Raw genomic sequence first — 23393 nt, forward strand, 5'->3', positions numbered from 1 at the left:
TACAGGAATTACCTCAGATCATGGCAGGCACTGCCCCCTTCGCCAAGATGAACGGCATCGGCAACGAAATCATCGTCGCCGACATGCGTGGCCGTGCCGATAGGGTCACGGCGGCGTCGGCTGTCGCGCTGAACGCCGATGCGGCGACCAGGTTCGACCAGATCATGGCGATCCACGATTCGCGCACGCCGGGCACCGCCTTTTACATCGACATCTTGAATTCCGACGGCTCGGGCGCGCAGGCCTGCGGCAACGGCATGCGCTGTGTCGTCCAGGCGCTGGCCGCCGAAACCGGCCAGAAGACTTTCACCTTCGAGACCCGCGCCGGCATCCTCAACGCCGTCGAACATGCCGACGGCACCATCTCGGTCGACATGGGCACTCCGCGCTTTGGCTGGCAGGACATTCCGCTGGCCGAGGAATTCCGCGACACCCGCATGATCGAGTTGCAGATCGGCCCCATCGACGCGCCGGTGCTGCATTCGCCTTCGGCTCTCTCGATGGGCAACCCTCACGCTATCTTCTGGGTCGACAACGATGTCTGGTCCTACGAACTCGAGCGTTTCGGCCCGCTGCTCGAAAACCATCCGATCTTCCCCGAGCGCGCCAACATCACCATCGCCCAGGTAACGTCGCCGGAGACGATGATCATCCGCACCTGGGAGCGCGGCGCCGGCCTGACCAAGGCTTGCGGCTCGGCCGCTTGCGCTTCCGTCGTCGCCGCTGCCCGCACCCGGCGCACCGGCCGCAGCGTTACGCTGATGACGCCCGGCGGCGGCTCGCTGCATGTGGAATGGCGCGACGACGACCACGTCATCCTGACCGGCGCTGCCGAATGGGAGTTTTCCGGCAATTTCGATCCGTCGACCGGCACCTGGGCCCGCGACACCAAAAGCGCGGCCTGATGTCTGCACTTGCCGATACCAAGGGCCCCAACTCCCAAGGCATAGACGTCGTCACCTTTGGCTGCCGTCTCAACACCTATGAATCCCAAGTGATGCGCCGCGAGGCCGAAAGTGCCGGCCTCGGCGCGCTCAAAGGCGGCGCCATTATCTTCAACACCTGCGCCGTCACCGCCGAAGCGGTGCGCCAGGCCAGGCAGTCGATCAGAAAGGCCCGCCGCGAAAATCCGGCGGCGCGCATCATCGTCACCGGCTGCGCCGCGCAAACCGAACCGCAGAATTTTGCCGCCATGGACGAGGTCGACCTCGTGCTTGGCAACGAAGAGAAGCTGAAGGCCAACTCCTACCGCGCGCTGCCGGATTTCGGCGTCAACGACAGCGAGAAGGCGCGCGTCAACGACATTTTCTCGGTGCGCGAGACCGCCGGCCATATGGTCGACGCCATCGAGGGCCGGGCGCGCGCTTTCGTGCAGGTGCAGAACGGCTGCGACCACCGCTGCACCTTCTGCATCATCCCATATGGGCGCGGCAATTCACGGTCGGTGCCGATGGGCGCCGTGGTCGAGCAGGTCAAGCGTCTGGCCGGCAACGGCTATGCCGAGATCGTGCTGACCGGCGTCGACATGACCAGCTTCGGCGCCGACCTGCCGGGTGCGCCCAAGCTGGGAAAGCTGGTGAAGACCATCCTGAAGCAGGTGCCCGACGTGAAGCGGCTGCGGCTGTCCTCAATCGATTCGATTGAGGCGGATGATGATCTGCTCGACGCCATCGCCACCGAACCCAGGCTGATGCCGCATCTGCATCTGTCGCTGCAATCGGGTGACGACATGATCCTGAAGCGCATGAAGCGCAGGCATTTGCGCGACCAGTCGATCCGCTTCTGCGAGGATGTGCGCAAGCTGCGCCCCGAAATCGTCTTCGGCGCCGACATCATCGCCGGCTTCCCGACCGAGACCGAGGAAATGTTTCAGAATTCGATAAAGATCGTCGAGGAATGTGGGCTGACGCACCTGCATGTCTTCCCGTTTTCGCCGCGCGAAGGCACGCCCGCCGCGCGCATGCCGCAGGTCCGCCGCGAACTGGTCAAGCAGCGCGCGGCCCAGCTGCGCGCCGCTGGTGAGACTGCGTATCGCCGCCATTTGTCGTCACTCCCGGGAACGCGCCAGTCGATCCTGGTCGAGCGGGACGGCCTTGGCCGCACCGAAGGGTTCACGCTTGCCGCGCTAGGCACCGGCGCGCCGGGCGAGATCGTCGAGGCAGATATCACCGGCCATGACGGCGCGCGCCTGATAGCCTCGCCCCTCACTGCCCGCGCCGCCTGAGACGATTGAAGCATGGCCGGTTTTTTCAAGAACATATTTTCGTTCGGCAAGAAGGAAGTCGTCGAGGAGCGCATCGACGAAACCGCTCCCCTGCCGCCGATCAAATGGGATGCGCTTGAGGCGCTGAAGCCGGCGGCCGAGCAGGTCGTTCCGGAGTTCTTGAAGCGCGAGGAGCCCGAGCCGCCGACGCCCCACCCTCCCCTCGATGGGGAGGGTCGCCACGAAGTGGCGGGGAGGGGTGAGAGCGCCGACGCCGGCGCCACTCACCCCCACCCCCAAGCTTCGCTTGGGACCTCCCCCATCGAGGGGAGGTAAAGCCTGCGCCGCAGTCGGCGCCAGAAGAACCGAAGCCCGAACCCGCGCCGACCATCCCGCCCGCGCCGGAACCGGTCGTCCCATCCGAGCCGGAACCGTTGCCGGAGCCCGCGCCGGTAGAAGAACCGCAGCCTGAGCCGGAGATACCCGAGCCGCCTGCACCGGAAGAAGTTCCTGCGCCGCCAGCCGTTCCGGAGCCGGCTCCCGAGCCGCAGCCCCAAGAAGTGCCGCCGGCGCCGGCCGAGCCGGAGATCGAACCATCGCGTCCGGAACCGCAGCTGGAGCCGGCTCCCGTCGAAGTGCCGACGCCTGCCGATACTCCAGCAGAACCGGCCGCCCCGATCGAAGTGCCGCAACCGTCCGCGCCGCCCGCACAGCCTACCTCAGAGGTCAGCGCCGCCCCTCATCCGCCTGCCGGCACCTTCTCCCCGTATAGCCACGGGGAGAAGGACGAGGCGCCCCACCCTCCCCTCGATGGGGAGGGTCGACGCGAAGCGGCGGGGTGGGGTGATGGCGCCGACGCCAGCGCAAATCACCCTCACCCCCAAGCTTCGCTTGGGACCTCCCCCATCAAGGGGGAGGTAAAGCGCACGTCGGTTGAAGCTGTACCCGCGCCGGTCGAAGCCAAGACCATCGTTGCCGAGCTAGCGCCCGCGCCGGCCGCGCAACCTTCGCCACAGTCAAAACCAGCTCCCGGCAAAGTCACCGTCACCAAAAAGGTCGAGCAGAAAGCCGAGCCGCAAAAGGCGCCCGAACCGGCGCCGCGACGCTCCTGGTTCCAGCGCATGCGCGACGGGCTTGCCCGCTCCTCGAAAGAACTCACCGGCAACATTGCCGGCGTCTTCACCAAGCGAAAGCTCGACGAAGAGACGCTACAGGACCTCGAAGACGTGCTGATCCGCGCCGATCTCGGCATGGAAACAGCCTTGCGCGTCACCGATGCGCTCGCCGCCAGCCGCTATGGCAAGGATGTCTCCGACGCGGATGTCCGCACCATCATGGCGGCCGAGGTGGAGAAGGTGCTGGCCCATGTCGCCATGCCGCTGGAGCTCGACCTGTCGCACAAGCCGCATGTCATTCTGGTGGTCGGCGTCAACGGCACCGGCAAGACCACGACCATCGGCAAGCTCGCCGCCAAACTTACCGATGGTGGCCTGTCGGTGATGCTGGCCGCCGGCGATACCTTTCGCGCTGCAGCCATCGAGCAGCTGAAGATCTGGGGCGAGAGGACGAAGTCGCCGGTCATCGCCTCGAAGATAGGCGCGGATGCCGCCGGCCTCGCCTACGACGCTTTCGAACGCGCCAAGGAGGCCGGCTCCGACGTGCTGATCATCGACACCGCCGGCCGGCTGCAAAACAAGACCGAACTGATGGCGGAGCTGGAAAAGATCGTGCGCGTGCTGGGCAAGCTCGATCCGGAAGCGCCGCATACCGTGCTGCAGACGGTCGACGCCACCACCGGCCAGAATGCGCTCAATCAGGTCGAGATCTTCCGCAATGTCGCCGGCGTCAACGGCCTGGTGATGACCAAGCTGGACGGCACGGCGCGCGGCGGTATTCTGGTCGCGATCGCGGCAAAGCACAAACTGCCGGTCTACTTCATCGGCGTCGGCGAACAGGTCGACGACCTCGAACCATTCTCGGCCGGCGAATTCGCCAGGGCGATCGCCGGCGTAGCGTAACAGGCAATGATCCCGAAGAGCTGACGGCTTTTTGGACAAGATCATGCGTCAGAAGGAAGTCATGAACTCACCCATCCTCGAACGCGACCCGTCCGATCCGCGAAAGAAGAAAGAAAGCGTCAATCCGCTGCTCAAGCTGGTGCTGGAACTCGGGCCGCTGATGGTGTTCTTCTTCGCCAATGCACGCGGCGCCTGGCTGGTGCAGAAATTTCCTGTCCTGGCCGAATTCGGCGGGCCGATCTTCGTCGCCACCGGCCTTTTCATGGCGGCGACGGCGATCGCGCTGATCGCCTCCTGGCTGCTGCTGCGCACCTTGCCGATCATGCCGATGGTCTCGGGCGTCGTCGTCTTCATCTTCGGCGCGCTGACGCTCTATCTGCAGGACGACGTGTTCATCAAGATGAAGCCGACCATCGTCAACACCCTGTTCGGCGGCGTGCTGCTCGGCGGTCTGTATTTCGGCCGATCGCTGCTCGGCTATGTCTTCGATTCGGCCTTTCGCCTCGATGCCGAAGGCTGGCGCAAGCTGACTTTCCGCTGGGGCCTGTTCTTCCTGTTCCTGGCTCTTGCCAATGAAGTGGTGTGGCGGAATTTTTCCACCGACTTCTGGGTTACCTTCAAGGTCTGGGGCATCATGCCGATCACCCTGTTGTTCACCTTCAGCCAGATGCCGCTGATCCTGCACCATTCGATCGAGGATAAGACCGAGAAGGTGGAAGAAGCCGGCAAGTAGAGCAATTCCAGGAAAAGTGTGAAGCGGTTTTCCGTCCGGAATTGCGCCCGAATAAACGGAGACGGCCATGGAATTCGTTACCACGCGCGATGAACTGAGGACGATCTACAAGACGCCGCGGCCGACCGACACCTCGATGCGCAAGGAACTCAGGGCGCTCGACGGCCACTACCGCTCTTTCATCGGCAAGAGCCCTTTCGTGCTGATCGGTTCTTCCGACGGCGCAGGCAATGCCGACGTGACGCCGAAAGGCGACAGGCCCGGCTTCGCCCTTGTCCTTGACGACAAGACCATCGCCATTCCCGACCGGCCCGGCAACAACCGGCTGGATACGCTGGAAAACATCCTGCTCAACCCTTCGGTCGGGCTGCTTTTTCTTATCCCCGGCATGAACGAGACGCTGCGCATCAATGGCGACGCCCGCATAACCGTCGATGCCGGTTTGCGCGAGCGCCTCACCGTCGACGGCAAGCAACCGCAAAGCGTCGTCGTGGTGAGCGTCAAGGCCGCTTACATGCACTGCGCCAAGGCCTTCATGTGCTCCGAATTGTGGAAGCCGGACAGCTGGCACGACCGCGCGACGTTGCCGACGCTCGGTCAGATCCTGTCCGATCAGATGGCGCATGCCGAAACTGCCGACGATTTCGACCGCTCGCTGGACGAAGCCTACAGCAAGACCCTGTGGTAGATTTCGGGTACGATTCGCCATTGCGGTCCTTTGCCGGTTTTCGCTAGCCCTGTTTGCCCTTGATCGAACTCCTCGCCATCTCCGGCAGCCTGCGCGCCGCCTCGACCAATTCGGCGCTGCTGGTGGCGCTGTCCGCGAACGCGCCTTCGAATTGCCGCGTAACTGTGTATGACGGGCTCGGCCTGCTGCCGATCTTCAACCCGGATGACGAAGGCGAGCGCACACCGGCCGAGGCCATGCGGCTGATCGAGGTCGTCACCAGCGTCGACGGCATCATCGTCTCCTGCCCCGAATATGCCCATGGCGTGCCCGGCGGCATGAAAAACGCGCTCGACTGGCTGGTCTCGCGCGACGCCGCCGTCGGCAAGCCCGCCATGCTGGCCCACGCCTCCGCGCGCTCGCTCTATGCCCGCGCCGCGCTGGCCGAGATCATGCGCACCATGTCGTTCGCGCTTTGTGAGAATGCGGTTCTGGAGATTGCCCTGCTCGGCAAGAAACCGCCGGAGATAGAAGCGATCCTGGGAGAGGACGAGAACCTGCGGGCCATGCGCGAAGCGGTGCAGGTTTTCGCGAGTTTTATACGCGCAAACGTTGCCTCGTCATCCTAGGGCGGAGCAAGGAGCGAAGCGACGCGGCGCAGACCCTAGGATGACGAACGAAAGGGGGCGGCGCACCCCAACGTGCCGCTGTGCTACCCCTTCCGCAACGTCTCGACATCGGTCACACCGACATACCAGTCGCGCGCGTTGACCTCTTCGAACACCACCCAGACGTCGTCATTGCTAAGCCCGGTGGCGTCCATGATGGCCGCCGTGACCTTTTTGGCAATGTCGGCCTTCTTGCCAGCGGGATCAGCGGCGATCACTTCCTTGACGATGCGGATGTTGACGAATGGCATGATGTCCTCCCCTTGAATTGTGTCTGATAGCGCCGCGCCGCGGCTCCGAAATCCGCTCCGGCGAATCGCTTGTCGGTCGTTCCGGCGGCCGCCGCGCAACAGGCGCCGCGGACATGCGCAGAAACGCCATCAAGGGCCGCCAGAGAAGCGTTTCCAGCAGCCTCAATACGTCTTCGCCCCGTTCACCATCAGCCGCACCATGTAGAGCGACGTGGTGCCGGCGATGTAGAGGCAGTTCAGCTTGTTGCCGCCGAACACGCAATTGGCGGTCACTTCCGGCACCTTGACCTTGCCGATCAGCGTGCCGTCGGGATCGTAGCAATGGATGCCGTCGGCGGCACTGGTCCAGATGCGGCCGGCCTCGTCGAGCCGGAAGCCGTCGAATAGGCCGGCCGTGCAGTCAGCGAACACCTTCCCGCCCGAGACCTTCTTGCCGTGCTTGCCGACGTTGAAGACCCGCATATGCGCGGGGTTCTGCGCGCCATGGGTGCGGCCGGTGTCGACGACATAGAGCTGGCTTTCATCCAGTGAAAAGGCAAGCCCGTTCGGCCGGACCATGTCGGTGATGACGGCCTCGACCTCGCCCGTATCCGCATCGACCCGGTAGACATTGCAAGCGCCGATCTCGCTTTCGGCCTTGTCGCCCTCATAGTCGGTGTCGATGCCATAGCTCGGATCGGTGAACCAGATCGAGCCGTCGGATTTCACGACCGCGTCATTGGGCGAATTCAGCCGCTTGCCTTTCCATTCGGCCGCGATGGTGGTGACGGAACCGTCATGCTCGGTGCGGCTGACGCGGCGGCCGGAATGCTCGCACGTCACCAGTCGGCCCTGGCGGTCGACGGTGTTGCCGTTGGAATTGCCGGAGGGCTGACGGAAGACGCTGACATTGCCGTCGGTCTCGTCATAGCGCAGCATGCGGTTGTTGGGGATGTCGGACCAGACGACATAGCGGCCGGCGGCGAACCAGGCCGGCCCTTCCGCCCACTGACATCCGGTAAACAGCTTTTCCACCTGGGCGTTCCCGTTGAACAGCCGCGCGAAACGCGGATCCAGAATTTCGTAATAGTCTGCGGTCGCCATGCATTTCCTCCGGGCATCACGTGACGCGCGGATCAAGCCAGCCTGCGGGCGCGATGGCAAGGTGGCGCAGGCGCAATTTGTAAGACAAAAGGTGCCCGGCCGGCATGGCCCGCCAGCCTGTCCGGCCGTTTATGGTGCTGTAGCGCTGTATTAACCCGCTATGCGCCCTGTGCAATGGTGCATTGCAACATCTTCTTTTTGCATCGCACCATTCCTATGTCATGGTGCGAACGACCAAGGGAGGAACAAATTCACCGCTGATATGCGGCACGAAAGGACCCTTGCTATGGCTTTTGACAACCTCTTCTCCCGCGCGCGCACCTCGATGGCCAAGCGCCGCCACTATAACCGCCTCGTCGCGGAAATCGAAAACCTGACGAGCCGCGATCTGGCCGACCTGCGCGCCGACCGCTCGGAAATGCTCTACCAGGTCCACAGGCAGATCTACGGCTGAGCATTTCAGACCTCAGCGGGGCACCGCCCCCTCACCCGGATTGCCAAACCGAATTGCATGAGCAATTCGGGCAATCCGACCTCTCCCCCCGGGGAGAGGAGCTAGCCTGTGCCGATGCTTCCCTCTTCTCCCCCACGGGGAGGAGGGGGCGCGTAGCGGCCCGATGAGGGGGCATGGCGCCAACGTCAGCCCGGTGCCGCGAGCGCCTTTTCAATCTGCGGCAACAGAACATCCCTCGCGGACTCCCCTGTCAGCGGCCCGACATGCTTGTAGGCAATCTTGCCGTCCTTGCCGATGACGAAGGTTTCCGGCACGCCGTAGACGCCCCAGTCGATGGCCGTGCGGCCGGCCTCGTCGACACCTATCGCCTGGAACGGATTGCCGAGATCACCAAGGAACCGGCGCGCGTTTTGCGCTTGGTCCTTGTAGTTTAGCGCGGCCATGACGAAGCGCTTGTCCTGCGACAGCTGCAAGAGCACCGGATGCTCTTCCCGGCACGGCGCGCACCACGATGCAAAGACGTTGACCAGCGTTACCTTGCCGGCGAAGGCTTTCGAATCCAGCCCGGGCAGGTTTGACCCTTCCAGCGCCGGCAGGTTGGTCTGCGGCGCCGGCAGGCCGATCAGCGCCGACGGCACTGCCGCCTCATCGCGTCCCGACAAAAGCTGCGACAGGAACAATCCGGCGAGGCCGAGAAAAACCAGCAGCGGCAACAGCACGATCAGGCGGCGGCGCGGCGACGCCGGCGTTTCGATTTCCGTGCTCATGGCTTGCTGGCCCCAGTGCTGGCCCGAGTACCGGCTTTGTCCGAGCGACGCCGCACGCCGGCCGCTTCGAGGTCTGCCAGTTCGCGCTTGCGGGTCCGCTGGTCGAGCAGGATCCAGCCGATCAGCCCGGCCAGCACGATCACCGTGATGCCATAGGCGGCCGCGACATAGAGTGCGTGTGCACTCATGCGCTTCGCTCCCCTTCCACCGTCACTTCGTCGTGCTCGATCATGGCCTTCCCATGGCTTTGCGGCTTTCTTAGCTTTGCGGCTGGGGCTTCGCAATTGATCGTCGCGCCGCAGCGGTCATATCAATCCGTTCCATGCCGCAGCGCCAGTGCTGCCGCCACCGGACCCAGCACGGCAAGAAACAGCGTCAGCGCGGCAAGAATGAGGAAGGGCTGCAGGAACGGATCAGGGTCGGCCACCGCGCCGTAGCTCGCCGACACCCCGAAGATCAGCACCGGGATGGTCAGCGGCAACACCAGCACCGAGATCAGCAGCCCGCCGCGCGGCAGCGCCACCGCCACCGCCGCCCCGACCGCGCCGATGAAAGTGATGGCCGGCGTGCCGACCAGCAGCGTGAGCGCGGTGGCGCCGATGCTGAGCGGCTCCATGTTCATGAACAGGCCGAGCAGAGGTGCCGCAACCACCAGCGGCAGAACGCTGCCCATCCAGTGCGCCAGGCACTTCACCAGCACCGTCAGCGCCAGCATGTGGCGGTCATTGCCCAGCACCAGAAGATCGAGCGAACCGTCTTCGCGATCGGCCTGAAACAGCCGGTCGAGGCCGAGCAGGCAGGCGAGCAGAGCGCCGATCCAAAGGATCGCCGGACCGATGCGGGCGAGCAGCTTCAGGTCCGGTCCGACACCGAAGGGGATGGTGGCGATGACGGCGAGGAAGAAGATGACGCCGGTGAGCGCCCCGCCCCCGGCACGGATTGAGAGACGGACGTCGCGCAGGAAGAGGGCTAGCATTGGCGAGCCGCGCCTGCGGTTTGATCGCCATCTTGCCGCAGGTGGCGTTCCTTCACACCCCCCTCTGTCCTCCCGGACATCTCCCCCGCAAGGGGGGAGATTGGCAGTTCCGTTGCTGACGCCTCTTTTTCAATGCCGGTGATTGGCGAAAGCCGGCATGACATCTGATCTCCCCCCCTGCGGGGGAGATGCCCGGTAGGGCAGAGGGGGGTGGGCGGGAATGCCGACATCACCCTATTGCTCCCATCCTCAATTCCTTCGCCCCATCCAATCCCAGTGGCAAATGCGTCGCCGCGACAATAATCCCGCCCTCCGCGCAATGCCTCGTCATCAGCCCCGCAAACCGCGCCTCCGAGGCCTTGTCCAGCCCAGCCGTCGGCTCATCCAGCAGCCACAGCGGCTTATGACTGACCAGCAATTTCGCAATCGCCGCCCGCCGCCTTTGCCCGGTCGACAGATATCCGAAAGGCAGATGGCCGATGCCGCCGAGACCAACCGTCTCCAGCGCCTCCCCCACACCCGACTGCCCGTCGCCGTTGAAATCGCGCCAGAAGCGCAGATTCTCCGCCACGCTGAGCGCCGTCTTCATTGCATTGAGGTGGCCGAGATAGTGGATCGCCGAAGCGATCGTCGGAAACGTCTCGCCGCCGCCCTCGATGCGCACATCGCCTTGCGCCTTCGGCAGCAGCCCGGCGATGACCCTGAGCAGCGTCGATTTGCCCGAGCCGTTCGGCCCGGTGACGACCAGCACCTGGCCCTTGTCGAGCGCAAAACCGATGCCGGAAAAGACCGTCTCGCCGCCGCGTTCGCCGCCCAGATTTTCGGCAATCAGCCGCATGCCTGCCCGTCCCGAAAACTTTACCGCGCGATAGCTGCCGCATCGCACAAATTTGCTCCGCAACTGTCTAGAACTATTCCAGAAAATTCTCTATATGCGGGACATCCGTGCCAGCGGTCGGCACGGGAACAGAATTTGCGCCGAACCAGCGCACGCGCCGCCTTGAACGGCTCGGGTTGGCTGGGAACGGACAGCGGAAATGGCCGTACCCGCACCTTTGCGCGTGATTGCATGCCCATCGGCGTCCGTTCCCTTTCAGGCTGAACAGACAAGGACGGACCGCACGTGTCAAAATCCCTCGACAGTTTCAATTGCCGCCGCACCCTCACCGTGGGTGGCGCGGACTATGTCTATTACAATCTGGTCGAGGCCGAGAGGAACGGCCTCACCGGCATTGCCCAGCTGCCTTATTCGATGAAGGTGCTGCTGGAAAACCTTTTGCGCAATGAAGACGGCCGCTCCGTCACCAAGGACTCTATCCAGGCTGTTGCCGGCTGGCTGACCGACAAGGGCACCGCCGGCGTCGAGATCGCCTATCGCCCCGCGCGTGTCCTGATGCAGGATTTCACCGGCGTCCCGGCGGTGGTCGACCTGGCCGCCATGCGCGACGGCCTCAAGGCGCTCGGCGGGGATCCGCAGAAGATCAATCCGCTGGTGCCGGTCGACCTCGTCATCGACCACTCCGTCATCGTCGACGAATTCGGCACGCCACTGGCCTTTGCCAGGAATGTCGAGCTCGAATATGAGCGCAACGAAGAGCGCTATAAATTCCTGAAATGGGGCCAGCAGGCGTTCCGCAATTTTCGCGTCGTGCCGCCCGGCACCGGCATCTGCCATCAGGTCAACCTCGAATATCTCGGTCAGGTCGTCTGGACCAACACGGAAGACGGCGAAACCACCGCTTATCCCGACACCTGCGTCGGCACCGATTCGCACACCACCATGATCAACGGCCTTGGCGTGCTCGGCTGGGGCGTCGGCGGTATCGAGGCCGAGGCGGCGATGCTCGGCCAGCCGGTTTCCATGCTGTTGCCCGAAGTCATCGGCTTCCGCCTTACCGGCAAGCTCAGGGAGGGCATCACCGCCACCGACCTCGTACTGACCGTCACCCAGATGCTGCGCAAGAAGGGCGTCGTCGGCAAGTTCGTCGAGTTCTTCGGCCCGGGCCTGTCCAACATGACGCTGGCCGACCGCGCCACCATCGGCAACATGGCGCCCGAATATGGCGCCACCTGCGGCTTCTTCCCGGTCGACGGCGAGACCATCCGCTACCTCACAATGTCGGGCCGCGAGGAAAGCCGCATCGCCCTGGTCGAGGCCTATTCCAAGGCGCAAGGCATGTGGCGTGACGCCGGCTCGGCCGACCCTGTCTTCACTGACCTGCTCGAACTCGAGCTCGACAGCGTCGTGCCGTCGATGGCAGGTCCCAAGCGCCCCGAAGGCCGCGTTCCGCTCGAAGGCATTCCGGCCGGCTTCGCAAAGGCGATGGAAACCGAGTACAAGAAGGCTGCCGAAATCCACAAGCGCTATGCCGTCGAAGGCACCGACCATGATCTCGGTCATGGCGATGTCGTCATTGCCGCCATCACGTCCTGCACCAACACCTCCAACCCGAGCGTGCTGATCGGCGCCGGCCTTTTGGCGCGCAACGCCAACCGGCTCGGCCTCAAGCAGAAGCCGTGGGTGAAGACCTCGCTGGCGCCGGGCAGCCAGGTGGTCGCCGAATATCTGGAAAAGTCCGGCCTGCAGAAGGAGCTCGACCAGATCGGCTTCAACCTGGTTGGTTTCGGCTGCACCACCTGCATCGGCAATTCCGGCCCGCTGCCGGCGCCGATCTCCAAGACCATCAACGATAAGGGCCTGATCGCCGCCGCAGTGCTCTCCGGCAACCGCAACTTCGAAGGCCGTGTTTCACCTGACGTGCAGGCGAACTATCTGGCGTCGCCGCCGCTGGTGGTAGCCCATGCTTTGGCCGGCACCGTCACCAAGGACCTGACCACCGAGCCACTCGGCGAAGGCCGCGACGGCAAGCCGGTCTATCTCAGGGATATCTGGCCGAGTTCGGCCGAGATCCAGGAGTTCATCGAGAAGAACGTCACACGTGAGCTATTCGCCCGCAAATATGCCGACGTCTTCAAGGGCGACGAATACTGGCAGAACGTCAAGGCGCCGGAAGGCCAGACCTATGCCTGGGACGACAACTCGACCTATGTGCAGAACCCGCCCTATTTCGCCGGCATGACCTCCGGTTTCGGCAAGATCGGCGACATCAAGGGCGCGCGCGTGCTCGGCCTGTTCGGCGACAAGATCACCACCGATCACATCTCACCGGCGGGTTCGATCAAGGCCGCTTCCCCGGCCGGCAAATACCTCACCGACCATGGCGTCGGCGTTGCCGACTTCAACCAGTACGGCACAAGGCGCGGCAACCATGAGGTGATGATGCGCGGCACCTTCGCCAACATCCGCATCCGCAACCACATGCTGGGCGAGAACGGCCGCGAGGGCGGCTACACCATCCACTACCCGTCGAAGGAAGAGGAATCGATCTACGACGCGGCGATGAGATACAAAAAGGAAGGCGTGCCGCTGGTCATCTTCGCCGGCGTCGAATACGGCAACGGCTCCTCGCGCGACTGGGCAGCTAAAGGAACGAATCTCCTCGGTGTCCGTGCCGTCATCGCCCAGTCCTTCGAGCGCATCCATCGCTCCAACCTAGTCGGCATGGGCGTCATCCCCTTCGTCTTCGAGGAAGGCACCTCATGGGCCTCGCTCAACCTCAAGGGTGACGAGCTGGTCGAGATCGACGGCATAAGCACCATCAAGCCACGCCAGACGATGATCGCCAAGGTGACCTATGGCGACGGCACCGTGAAGAACGTGCCGATCATCTGCCGCATCGATACGCTGGACGAACTCGACTACTTCAAGAATGGCGGCATTTTGCAATACGTGCTGCGCGATCTGGCCGCGTAGCGGCCAGGGCTTAGGCAGTAGGGATTGGGCGGTAGCGGGGAACGACATCCCCTACTCCCTACTCCCTACTCCCTACTCCCTACTCCCTACTCCCTACTCCCTACTCCCAGTCTTTCCAAAGCATTGCCCGACCCGATCGAAGCCCCGCCCTGTACGACAGGAGTAAAAACCGGCTGGGCTCAGCAAGATCTGCCCCACGCTCCTGATGCCATGCTCCCGATCGAACCGGGCGGTGAAGTGCTCCCCCTGTGATGCCATACCCATGGTTGCGGCAGCAAAAATTTCACCGCAACGTGACTTCCCGTTGACTGTCGCTTCTGCCACAAATCTGGGCAACCAGAACAAGGCCGGCGTCACCGGCGGGAATCGGAACGATCATGGCACCTCGACAACCTCTGCGGCTTGCGGCTTTTGCGCTGGCCTTCTCGGCGCTTGCCGGGACCGGGTTCGCCGAGGAATCGGGAACGACCCAGACCGACAAACCGCAGATTGACAGGCCCTTGGGCGTGGTCGAGCTGTTCACCAGCCAGGGCTGCAATTCCTGCCCGCCGGCGGACGCTTTCTTTGCCGAGCTGGCGGCCAAGGACAACGTCGTCGCGCTCGCCTACCACGTCAATTACTGGGACTATCTCGGCTGGCAGGACACGCTGAGCAGCAAGGACAATACCGACCGGCAATATGACTATATGCGCGCCTTCGGCACCCGCTCCGTCTACACGCCGCAAGCCGTCATCAATGGTCGCAGCCATGTCAACGGCGCCAGCCGCAAGGAGGTCGACGGCGCGCTTGCCCGCATGGAGAAATCCGGTGAAGGCATGCGGGTCAGCGTCAAGGTCAGCCGCACCAGCGATCGCGTCATGATCGATGCCGGCGACGCCGGTAGCGGCCCGAGCGACGCCCATGTCGTCATCGTCTATTTCGAACCACCGCAGACGGTGACCATCGCCAAGGGCGAGAACACCGGCCGCAGCATGACCTACTGGAACGCCGTCACCGGCATCCAGACCGCCGGCATGTGGCACGGCAAGGCGCAGCGCTACGAATTGCCGATGACCGAGATCGCCAAGAAAGGCGGCTGCGCCGTGCTGCTGCAATCGGTTGGCAAGGACGGCCTGCCGGGGCCTATTCTGGGCGCGGCGTTTATTCACAAGCCTTAAGAGGCTGGTCCATACCTTTTGATATCGGCGGGACAGCACCCCCCTCTGGCCTGCCGGCCATCTCCCCCGCAAGGAGGGAGATTGGCAGCTTCGCCACATCCGCCATCCTGTCCCACGTTTGAGATTGGCGAAAGCAAACGCGAAATCTGATCTCCACCCTTGCGGGGAGATGTCCGGCAGGACAGAGGGGGGTGTGAAGGATCACGACGACAAGTGTCTGGCGCCGCCCAACAAAAAAACCGACGTCAGCTTGCTTCTGACGTCGGTCATTTAGGCTTTGGGATCGTCGCACCCGGTCTCTCCCTGAGGAAAGTCCGAGGTTGGTTCGATCCGACGCAGACCCGTGGGCGGGGGGCTTGGGGTTTACGAGCCGGTGCCGGACCGAACCGTCTCAGGCAACGCCGGTAAATTCGTCGGACATTGGGGCATGAGCGCGGATAAAAAAGGGCGGAAATGTGGCGAGGCATCACCAATTCAAACACCGCGTTTTATAAAAGTGACTGGACGTTGCGAAAACAGCGCGGTCCCGGGATGGTTAGCCGGGCCTTGCAATTCCACGGCGAACACGCCAACTTCTGCAAGCGAGATTCATTTTCAAAGGGATCGCGGGATGACCGATCGCAGCGGTGGGACGGAGGATGGGGACGCATCCGCAATATTGATCCCGCTGCACGAGGCGCGACGCGAACGCCTCGACCAGCCGGTCCGTTTCGACCGGCGTGAACTCGATGAGATCCTGAGGCTGTACGGACGCATGGTCGCCGCCAACGAATGGCGCGACTATGCCATCGATCATCTGTCTGATCGGGCTGTGTTTTCAGTCTTCCGCCGGGCCAGCGAAGTGCCGCTGTTCCAGATCGTCAAGGATCCGAAACTGGCGCGCCGGCAAGGCGCCTTCGCCGTCATCGCCGCCGGCGGCCGAATCCTCAAGCGCGGCCAGGAACTCGGTCGCGTGCTCAACGTCTTCGATGCTAAGCTGAAGATTGTCCAGGCCTAATTGAGAATTGGGGAATTGAAGAATTGAAAAAAGAGGATGTAACGGTCGAAATACCGCCGGGTTTGTTGCTATTCAAATCCTCAATTCTTCAGTTCTTCAACTCCTCAATTCCCGCTCCTCAGGCTCTCACGAAACTTCCGCTCCGGCAGCGAATGCGGATCGGGCGGAACCGTTGCGCCGCCATTCAGCGACAGCTGCATGAACACCGTGTCAAGCCAGCGCCCATGCTTGTAGCCGGAGCCTTCCAGGCGACCGGAATGGCGAAAGCCGAGCTTTTCATGCAGCCGCACCGAGGCGCTGTCTGCATGGCCGTCACCGATCACCGCGACGATCTGGCGAAAGCCCGCCATACGGCAGGCTTCAATCAGCGCCTGCATCAGCAGCAGCCCGACGCCCTGGCCCTTCGCATCAGGCGCGACATAGACGGAATCCTCTACGATGAAGCGGTAGGCCGGGCGCGGCCGGAACGCGCCGGCATAGGCGTAGCCGAGCAGCGCGCCATCTCGTTCCGCCACCAGATAGGGAAAGCCCCCCGCCGTCAGGCTGTCGAAGCGCCCACCCATCTCAGTGCGGCTGGGCGGCTCGAGCTCATAGCTCGCGGTGCCATGCGTCACGGCATCGCCGTAGATCTCGGTGATTCGGCCGAGGTCGCCTTCCAAGGCCGCGCGGATGGAAATAGTGCTCATGATTTATGCAGACGATTCATCTGCCTCCATGACAGCAAAGGCCGGCACAAAAGAAAAGGGCGGCCGTTGGCCGCCCTCTTGATATCAGCTGGTCCAGTTGCCTGATGGGAAGACCGCCTAGCGGCGATCGCCCATGAACTGCAGCAGGAACATGAACAGGTTGATGAAGTCGAGATATAGCCTCAACGCGCCCATGATCGCCTTGCGGCCGGCAACGTCGGCCTGATCGCCTTCGTAGTACATTTCCTTGATGGTCTGCGTGTCATAGGCGGTGAGCCCGGCGAAGATCAGCACGCCGATCGCCGAGATGGCGAAGCCGAGCGCCGACGACTGCAGGAAGATGTTGATCAGCATGGCGATCACCAGGCCGACCACGCCCATGACCAGGAACGAGCCGAACGCCGAAAGGTCGCGCTTGGTCGTGTAGCCGTAGAGCGACAGCGCGCCGAAGGCGGCCGCCGTGGCAAAGAAGGTCTGAGTGATCGAGGCGCCGGTGTAGACCAGGAAGATGGTCGACAGCGACAGGCCGACCAGGCCCGAATAGACCCAGAAGGTGGTTTGCGCCGCGGCCACGCTCATCGACTGGATCCTGAACGACAGGAAGAAGACGGCGGCGAGCGGAGCCAGGATGACCACCCAGCGGAAGGCGCTGGCATAGATCAGCGTGCCGAAAGCGGTCAGCTGTCCGTCGCCGGTGACGGCGAGCTGGAAAGCGCCCCAGGCGGCGACGCCGGTGATGAGGAGGCCAAGCCCCATCAAATTGTAGACCTTGAGCATGTAAGTGCGCAGGCCTTGGTCGATGTCGGCGCGCGCGCCCGGCACGGCCGAAGTCTGGTAGTTGCGAATGGGCTCAGCCATTGGAATCCTCTGTTGCTTCTGCCCCGTACGGTGTCAGGCCCTTTCGGACCTGGGCGCCGCTGGCGGGGCTCCAGCATGCCTGTGGCGAAATATGATGGTTCTTGACGTCAAGAACAAGACCGTAACGGGCTGCAACGCTTGGTGAATCTCCGGAAGCCGGTTTTCTTGGGCTTCCATGACTGCACATTACCAAGATTTAATCGGAAACGGCAGATTCGGCCAACCTTGCCGTTTTGGGCCTAGAGGTCGCGCAGCACCGGCGCCGCCTTGTGCCCGAGCACCCGCCAGGTGCCGGCAAGGCCGATGCCGACCGTGATCACCAGCGCAAACACCAAGGTCGCCACTGCCACCTCCGGCATGAAATGCGACGGCAACGTCATGATGCGGGCAACGATGTACCAGGCGGCGATGCCACCGGCAGCCAACGCAAACACCGCGGTGGCCAGGCCGATCAGCATGTATTCCAGCGAAAACGCCGCGATCAGCGTGCGCCTCGTGGCGCCCAACGTCTTCAGCACCACGGCATCGTGGATGCGGGCGCGATTTCCCGCGGCGAGCGCGCCGGCCAGCACCAGCACCGAAGCGATCATCGCCACGCCGGCCGCGGCCCGGATCGCCGTGCCGAGCTGGCCGACCAGCCGGTTGACGACGTCGAGCGCGTCCTTGACCCGAACTGTCGTCACCGCCGGGAAGGCGCGGGTGACGGCGTTGAGCAGGCGGGCATCCTCTGCTGCCGTGGCATCCTTTTCGGTCAGCGTCGCCAGCCAGCCATGGGGCGCGCCTGCAAAAGTGTTGGGCGAGAACACCATGACGAAGTTGATGCCCATCGTCTCCCATTGCACCTCTCGGAAATTGGCGATCCTGGCCGTCACATTGCGTCCGAGCACATTGACGGTGACGGTATCGCCGAGCTTCAGGCCGAGCGCCTTGCCTTCATCGTTGGAGAACGAGACCAGCGGTTCGCCGCTGTAGTTCTCCGGCCACCAGCTGCCCTCGGTCAATGTCGCATTGGCCGGTTGTTTGGCGTCGTAGGTCAGGCCGCGATCGCCGCGCAGCACCCAGGCGCCTTCCGATGGCACATTGGCCTTGTCGACACTAACGCCGTTCAGCGCCATCACCCGGCCGCGCAGCATCGGCACCTTGACCAGCGTTCCCTTCGGCGCCTCATTGCCGATCAATGTCGAGAAGGCATCGACCTCGCTATTCTGGATGTCGACGAAGAAGAAATTCGGCGCCCGTTCCGGCAGACTGCCGGAGATCTGCTGCCTGAGATTGCCGTCGATCAGCGCCAGCGTCACCAAAAGCGTCAGCCCGAGGCCCAGCGACAGCACGACGGACGGCGTCAGCGCGCCGGGCCGGTGGATGTTGCCGATGGCGAGCCTGAGCGCGACCGAGCGCACACGCGGGCTTTTGCGCGCCACCCACTGCACCAGCGCACCGACCAGGCGCAACACCAGAAAGGCAAAGACCGTCGCGCCGACGAAGATCAAGGCGATGCGCCGGTCGCCGGAAAACAGGATGGCGAGCGCCGCCAAAGCGACCGCGATGCCGACCGCCGTGGCAAGATAGGGCAGGCGTGGAAAGCCGCGGCCCTCAAAACCCATTTCGCGAAACAGCGCGGTCGCCGGCACATCGCGGGCGCGGCCGAGCGGCAACAGCGCGAAGGCAAGCGTCACCAGCAGCCCGAACAGCGCGGCAAGAGACAGCGCACCGGGATAGAAGCCGCCTTTAGCCGGCACCGGAATGACCGACTGGAGCGCAGCGCTGGCAGCAAACGGCATGGCGGCGCCGAGGATGAGGCCAAGCGCGATGCCGAGGCCGGCGATCATCAGGATCTGCACGAGATAGACGGTGAAGACGAAGCCGCCCGAGGCGCCAAGGCTCTTGAAGGTGGCGATGACGCCGCGCTTGCCGTCGAGATAGGCGCGCACCGCATTGGCAACGCCGACGCCACCGACGACCAGCGCCGTCAGCCCGACCAGCGTGAGGAATTGCGAGAAGCGCTCGATGTTGGCCGACAGCGCCGGCGCCGCATTGGAACGCGTGCGGATCGACCAGCCGGCTTCAGGGAAATCGCTCGCCGCCCGATCTTGGATGGTCTTGAGATCGGCCTCGCTGGCGCCGGCCGGCAGCCGAACCTTGTAGGCATTCTCGACCAGGCTGCCTGGCTGGATCAGGCCGGACGCGGCAAGCCCCGCGGTCGAGACCATCAGCCGCGGCGCGAAGCCGAAACCGTCCGACACCGCATCCGGTTCGCTCACCAGCCTGGCCCGCAATTCGAATGTCGCGCTGCCGACCTTCAGCCGGTCACCGATCTTCACATTCAGCCGGTCGAACAACAGGTCGGGCGCGGCGGCGCCAAAGACGCCTGATTTCTCGCCGAACAAATCCTTTCTGCCAAGCTGCGGCGCGGTCTCGATCGCGCCATAGAGCGGATAGACGTCGTCGACGGCCTTGGCCTCGACCAGCGCCTGGTCGGAGCCGTCTTCCAGCCGCGCCATCGAGCGCATATTGGCGCTGTGCGACACAGTGCCGAGGCGGTCGAGGAAGGTGCTTTCGGCTGGCGTCGCATCGCGCTGGTTGAGCTGGAAGCGCAAGTCGCCGCCAAGCAGCGTCTGGCCCTGGTCGGCAACGCCTGCGGTGATCGCCTGCGCCACCGAATTGACCCCGCCGATTGCAGCGACGCCGAGCGCGATGCAGGCAAGGAAGATCATGAAGCCGGACAGTCCGCCGCGCATCTCGCGCAGCGAAAAGCGGAACGCGAGCTTCAGCGTCTGCGACAGTGGCATCAGGCCGGCACCTTGACCTGCGCTACCGGCGCATCCTCGATGCGGCCGGAGCGCATCGACACCTGGCGCGAGCAGCGCGCCGCAAGGGCCGGATCGTGCGTGACCAGCACCAAGGTCATGCCGCGCTCGGCCGCCTTGGCGAACAAAAGGTCGGCGACCTGCCGCCCCGTCGCCTGGTCGAGATTGCCGGTCGGCTCGTCGGCAATCAGAATGCGCGGCGACGGCGCCAGCGCGCGGGCGATCGCCACGCGCTGCTGTTCGCCGCCGGAGAGTTCGCCGGGATAGTGGGTGACGCGGTCGCTCAGGCCGACGGCCGCCAACTCCTGCGCGGCGACGCCGAACGGATCGGCATGGCCGGCCAGTTCCAGCGGCACCGCGACATTTTCGAGCGCCGTCATGTTGGGAATGAGATGGAAGGACTGGAAGACGATGCCAATGTTTCGGCCCCGAAACGAGGCGAGCTGGTCCTCGCTTTTGCCGTTCAGCAATTCGCCGGCAATGCGCACCGTGCCCGAATCGACCCGCTCCAGCCCGGCCAGCACCATCAGCAAGGTCGACTTGCCGGAACCCGAAGGGCCGACAACGCCGGTCGCCTCGCCGCGCGTCACGTCAAGGCTGACGCCTTTCAGCACATGCACAGACGAAGCCCCTTGGCCCAGGGTCAGGGATATGTCTTTAAGCGCGATGACGGCTTCTGTCACAATTAAAGCGTCCTATATCAGGATGAAGGCTCTGCTTGCCGGAAGCCGTCGCCGGAAGAATTCCTCGGGTATATGGGGCCTGCCACATGTCTTTCAAACGCAAGATATCTTTCAAACGCTTGAATGCCGCAGGGCTCGTCCTTTTCGTCACCCTTTGCGGCGCCATTTCGTCCGTGCGCGCCGAGACGTTCACCATCGTCGGCTTCGGCGACAGCCTGATGGCCGGTTTCGGCCTCGGGCCTGGCGATGGCTTTACCGACAAATTGCAAGCTGCGCTGCGCGCCAAAGGCCATGACGTCACCGTCGCCAACGCCGGCGTTTCAGGCGACACCTCGAGCGGCGGCTTGGCGCGGCTTGACTGGTCGGTGCCGGATGGGACAAGGCTGGTTATCCTCGAACTCGGCGCCAACGACATGCTGCGCGGCGTCTCGCCCAGCATTACGGAAAAGAACCTGGACGACATGCTGGCGAAGCTGAAAGCGCGCAAGATCGCGGTGCTTTTGGCCGGCATGCGCGCCGCTCCCAATCTCGGCGCCGACTACCAGAACGCCTTCGATGCGATCTACCCAAAGCTGGCCGCGAAATACGATGTGCCGCTCTATCCGTTTTTTCTCGATGGCGTCGCCGGGCAGTCCGGCCTGCAGTTGGAGGATGGCCTGCATCCCAATCCGAAGGGCATCGCAGCGATGGTCGAGCGCATCATGCCCGCCGTGGAGAAGGCGATTGCGGCAGTTGAGGGTGGCGGTTGAACGCCGGTCTGACGAGAATAACGCGGCGTTCGCCTCGCGCGAACTTTGAAACAAAAGACCGGGCTGCCGATGACCCGAGTCATCCATGCTGCGCTCGAAGAGCATATGCAGCATCTGGGTAATGCAAGCGCCGAGGCGGCACGGCAATAGTGCTTATTCATCGCTTGGAGGCGCCTGTTCGTAAAAATGCCTGCAACCAACAAACCACTTGCCCCGTTTGACTATCGATGATTCGCTAGGGGCACAGTTCGATTCGAGGAAGGGAGGCTCACCATGCCGCGTCTTTTCACCGCCCTCGAAATACCCCGTGACGCCGCTCTTTCGCTGTCCCTGCTCAGGGGCGGCCTGCCCGGAGCCCGCTGGATCGATGTCGAAAACTACCATCTGACGCTGCGCTTCATCGGCGACGTCGAAGGCCATATCGCCGACGAAATCGCCAACGCGCTCGACCGGGTGCACCGCCCATCCTTCTCGCTCACCCTGTCCGGAGTTGGCGCTTTCGGCCAGAAGAAGCCGCACGCCGTCTGGGCCGGCGTCTTCGCCTCGCCCGACCTTTCGGCGCTGCAGAGCGAAATCGACCGCATCTGCCAGCGGCTCGGCCTGCCCGCCGACCCGCGCAAGTTCACCCCGCATGTTACGCTGGCACGCTTGCGCAATTCGAGCCCGCTCGACGTCGCCCAGTACCTGTCGGCGCGCGGCAATTTTGCGACGCTACCGTTTCGCGTCGGCCGCTTCGTGCTGATGTCGTCGCGCGATTCGGTCGGCGGCGGTCCCTACATTGTCGAGGAGGCGTGGCCGCTCTCCGGCGTCGACGCCCGCGCCACCAATCTCGTCGCCAGCGCCTCCGACGCTTCGCGGATCATGCGGTAGACCGAAGCGAACGCTTCGGCCCCGTCATAATAGGGATCCGGCACGTCGCGGGTTTTGCCCTGCGCAAACTCTGCCAAGAGATGAATACGTTCGCGCGCACCGGCCGGCGCCAACGCCTTGAGGGTCGCGGACATTCTGCCTATCCATGCCGAGGATCAGGTCGAAGCGCGAAAAATCCCCCGGCCTGACCTTGCGTGCCCGCTGCCCTGATATGTCGATGCCGTGGCGGGCCGCAATCGCGATCGAGCGCGGGTCGGGCGCTTCGCCGAGGTTCCAGCCGCCGGTCGCCGCAGAGTCCAGCACAATATCGTCCAGCACCATGTCGCGGCCGCGCTCCGCCAGCACGGCGCGAAACACGCCTTCGGCCAGGGGTGAACGGCAGATGTTGCCGAGGCAGACGAAGAGTATGGAATTTATCGGCTTTACGCTCATTCGATATGCGCCGTTCGTGCATTTGGAAGCCCAAAACGCAAAGGACTTTTGGGCGACTTGCATTATGGTGAGGGTCGATATGTGGGATAGCACGGGAAATCATCATGAAGAGAGAGAAACTCAGCAAGGACGCCATCGCCGCCGCACTGGCCGAACTGCCTGGCTGGTCGCAGGCAGCCGATGGCGCCTCCATCAAGCGCAGCTTTGTCTTCAAGAATTTTTCCGAAGCCTTCACCTTCATGACCCGCGTCGCGCTGGCCGCCGAGAAGATGGACCATCATCCCGACTGGTCGAACGTCTACAAGACTGTCGACGTGACGCTCAACACCCATGATGCCGGCGGTGTCACCGCGCTCGACATCGCGCTGGCCAAGAAGATGAATGGGTATGCAGGCGGCTGAACGCTGGGGCGGCAACGCCAAATCGGCGCCATCCTCTTGCAGTGGACCGGGACTTTCACCACATTTTCCGTGGCGGCCGCGCGCAACGCGTAGCGCGACGGCCGGCAAGGAGAGGATTG

At 63.7% G+C, this 23393-nt stretch carries 24 protein-coding genes and 1 pseudogene; 14 read left to right on the plus strand and 11 right to left on the minus strand.

Annotation, left to right across the window (positions count from 1 at the left end):
• Window positions 1-20 precede the first annotated feature (20 nt).
• The 7 genes from dapF (at window position 21) to NLY36_RS14685 (ending at window position 6250) form a co-directional block, all read left to right on the plus strand.
• Window positions 21-905 (plus strand): diaminopimelate epimerase, encoded by an 885-nt coding sequence (dapF, locus tag NLY36_RS14655; protein WP_023736762.1) that lies wholly within the window; start codon window positions 21-23, stop codon window positions 903-905.
• Window positions 905-2224 carry a tRNA (N(6)-L-threonylcarbamoyladenosine(37)-C(2))-methylthiotransferase MtaB gene (mtaB, locus tag NLY36_RS14660; RefSeq protein ID WP_023698871.1) on the plus strand — a complete coding sequence of 440 codons (1320 nt, stop codon included), beginning with the start codon at window positions 905-907 and terminating at the stop codon, window positions 2222-2224. The genes dapF and mtaB overlap by 1 nt, the downstream gene beginning before the upstream one ends.
• Window positions 2225-2236: 12 nt before the next feature.
• A complete protein-coding gene (locus NLY36_RS14665) occupies window positions 2237-2539 on the plus strand; it encodes a hypothetical protein (protein WP_286462186.1) in 303 nt (100 codons plus the stop codon).
• Between the two features lie 224 nt (window positions 2540-2763).
• On the plus strand, window positions 2764-4221 hold the full coding sequence (gene ftsY / locus NLY36_RS14670; protein WP_023736759.1) for a signal recognition particle-docking protein FtsY: 1458 nt from the start codon (window positions 2764-2766) through the stop codon (window positions 4219-4221).
• 61 nt (window positions 4222-4282) lie between these two features.
• Complete coding sequence (locus NLY36_RS14675) at window positions 4283-4954, plus strand: septation protein A (RefSeq protein ID WP_023726033.1); 672 nt, start codon at window positions 4283-4285, stop codon at window positions 4952-4954.
• 67 nt (window positions 4955-5021) lie between these two features.
• Window positions 5022-5642: a pyridoxamine 5'-phosphate oxidase family protein gene (locus tag NLY36_RS14680; protein ID WP_023736758.1), complete on the plus strand. Its 621-nt coding sequence runs from the start codon at window positions 5022-5024 to the stop codon at window positions 5640-5642.
• Between the two features lie 59 nt (window positions 5643-5701).
• Entirely contained in the window at window positions 5702-6250 is a 549-nt protein-coding gene (locus NLY36_RS14685) for an NADPH-dependent FMN reductase (RefSeq protein ID WP_023736757.1), read from the plus strand.
• Between the two features lie 83 nt (window positions 6251-6333).
• Here NLY36_RS14685 and NLY36_RS14690 read toward each other — a convergent pair whose 3' ends face one another.
• The gene (locus tag NLY36_RS14690; RefSeq protein ID WP_023683852.1) at window positions 6334-6540 is read right to left on the minus strand and encodes a tautomerase family protein; all 207 of its coding nucleotides are present in this window, start codon (window positions 6538-6540) and stop codon (window positions 6334-6336) included.
• Between the two features lie 162 nt (window positions 6541-6702).
• Complete coding sequence (locus tag NLY36_RS14695; protein ID WP_023736756.1) at window positions 6703-7623, minus strand: SMP-30/gluconolactonase/LRE family protein; 921 nt, start codon at window positions 7621-7623, stop codon at window positions 6703-6705.
• Window positions 7624-7909: 286 nt separating this feature from the next.
• Here NLY36_RS14695 and NLY36_RS14700 point away from each other — a divergent pair, with 286 nt between their 5' ends.
• Complete coding sequence (locus NLY36_RS14700) at window positions 7910-8077, plus strand: hypothetical protein (RefSeq protein WP_023671737.1); 168 nt, start codon at window positions 7910-7912, stop codon at window positions 8075-8077.
• A gap of 185 nt (window positions 8078-8262) precedes the next feature.
• Here the strand turns inward: NLY36_RS14700 and NLY36_RS14705 are convergent, their stop codons facing one another.
• The 4 genes from NLY36_RS14705 to ccmA form a co-directional block, all read right to left on the minus strand.
• On the minus strand, window positions 8263-8844 hold the full coding sequence (locus tag NLY36_RS14705; RefSeq protein ID WP_023736755.1) for a DsbE family thiol:disulfide interchange protein: 582 nt from the start codon (window positions 8842-8844) through the stop codon (window positions 8263-8265).
• A complete protein-coding gene (ccmD, locus tag NLY36_RS14710) occupies window positions 8841-9032 on the minus strand; it encodes a heme exporter protein CcmD (RefSeq protein ID WP_023736754.1) in 192 nt (63 codons plus the stop codon). The genes NLY36_RS14705 and ccmD overlap by 4 nt, the downstream gene beginning before the upstream one ends.
• A gap of 122 nt (window positions 9033-9154) precedes the next feature.
• Window positions 9155-9820, minus strand: a complete 666-nt coding sequence (ccmB, locus tag NLY36_RS14715; RefSeq protein ID WP_023824364.1) for a heme exporter protein CcmB — start codon at window positions 9818-9820, stop codon at window positions 9155-9157.
• 229 nt (window positions 9821-10049) lie between these two features.
• On the minus strand, window positions 10050-10658 hold the full coding sequence (gene ccmA, locus NLY36_RS14720) for a heme ABC exporter ATP-binding protein CcmA (RefSeq protein ID WP_023732874.1): 609 nt from the start codon (window positions 10656-10658) through the stop codon (window positions 10050-10052).
• Window positions 10659-10943: 285 nt separating this feature from the next.
• Here ccmA and acnA point away from each other — a divergent pair, with 285 nt between their 5' ends.
• The 3 genes from acnA (at window position 10944) to NLY36_RS14735 (ending at window position 15788) form a co-directional block, all read left to right on the plus strand.
• On the plus strand, window positions 10944-13634 hold the full coding sequence (gene acnA / locus NLY36_RS14725) for an aconitate hydratase AcnA (protein ID WP_023715753.1): 2691 nt from the start codon (window positions 10944-10946) through the stop codon (window positions 13632-13634).
• Window positions 13635-14011: 377 nt separating this feature from the next.
• A complete protein-coding gene (locus tag NLY36_RS14730) occupies window positions 14012-14791 on the plus strand; it encodes a DUF1223 domain-containing protein (RefSeq protein ID WP_023671730.1) in 780 nt (259 codons plus the stop codon).
• Between the two features lie 610 nt (window positions 14792-15401).
• Window positions 15402-15788, plus strand: a complete 387-nt coding sequence (locus tag NLY36_RS14735) for a DUF2794 domain-containing protein (RefSeq protein ID WP_023683844.1) — start codon at window positions 15402-15404, stop codon at window positions 15786-15788.
• A 104-nt stretch (window positions 15789-15892) separates the two neighbouring features.
• Here NLY36_RS14735 and NLY36_RS14740 read toward each other — a convergent pair whose 3' ends face one another.
• The 4 genes from NLY36_RS14740 to NLY36_RS14755 form a co-directional block, all read right to left on the minus strand.
• Window positions 15893-16474 carry a GNAT family N-acetyltransferase gene (locus NLY36_RS14740; protein ID WP_023698867.1) on the minus strand — a complete coding sequence of 194 codons (582 nt, stop codon included), beginning with the start codon at window positions 16472-16474 and terminating at the stop codon, window positions 15893-15895.
• A 117-nt stretch (window positions 16475-16591) separates the two neighbouring features.
• Window positions 16592-17332, minus strand: coding sequence for a Bax inhibitor-1/YccA family protein (locus NLY36_RS14745; protein WP_023671726.1), 741 nt, complete (start codon window positions 17330-17332; stop codon window positions 16592-16594).
• A gap of 239 nt (window positions 17333-17571) precedes the next feature.
• Window positions 17572-20121 carry an ABC transporter permease gene (locus NLY36_RS14750; RefSeq protein ID WP_023736751.1) on the minus strand — a complete coding sequence of 850 codons (2550 nt, stop codon included), beginning with the start codon at window positions 20119-20121 and terminating at the stop codon, window positions 17572-17574.
• Window positions 20121-20822, minus strand: a complete 702-nt coding sequence (locus tag NLY36_RS14755) for an ABC transporter ATP-binding protein (protein WP_023732872.1) — start codon at window positions 20820-20822, stop codon at window positions 20121-20123. Before NLY36_RS14755 ends, NLY36_RS14750 begins: the two co-directional genes overlap by 1 nt.
• A gap of 86 nt (window positions 20823-20908) precedes the next feature.
• Between NLY36_RS14755 and NLY36_RS14760 the strand changes: the two genes are divergently transcribed.
• Window positions 20909-21571 (plus strand): arylesterase, encoded by a 663-nt coding sequence (locus NLY36_RS14760; RefSeq protein ID WP_502882031.1) that lies wholly within the window; start codon window positions 20909-20911, stop codon window positions 21569-21571.
• Window positions 21572-21844: 273 nt separating this feature from the next.
• Entirely contained in the window at window positions 21845-22441 is a 597-nt protein-coding gene (thpR, locus tag NLY36_RS14765; RefSeq protein WP_023671722.1) for an RNA 2',3'-cyclic phosphodiesterase, read from the plus strand.
• Here the strand turns inward: thpR and NLY36_RS14770 are convergent.
• Window positions 22345-22873 (minus strand): annotated as a pseudogene (locus tag NLY36_RS14770) (low molecular weight protein-tyrosine-phosphatase). The gene thpR and the pseudogene NLY36_RS14770 sit on opposite strands and share 97 nt — an antisense overlap.
• A 104-nt stretch (window positions 22874-22977) precedes the next feature.
• Here NLY36_RS14770 and NLY36_RS14775 point away from each other — a divergent pair.
• Entirely contained in the window at window positions 22978-23274 is a 297-nt protein-coding gene (locus NLY36_RS14775) for a 4a-hydroxytetrahydrobiopterin dehydratase (protein ID WP_023698863.1), read from the plus strand.
• Window positions 23275-23393: the final 119 nt, after the last annotated feature.

The sequence above is a fragment of the Mesorhizobium sp. C399B genome (assembly GCF_030323185.1).
Taxonomy (GTDB): Bacteria; Pseudomonadota; Alphaproteobacteria; order Rhizobiales; family Rhizobiaceae; genus Mesorhizobium.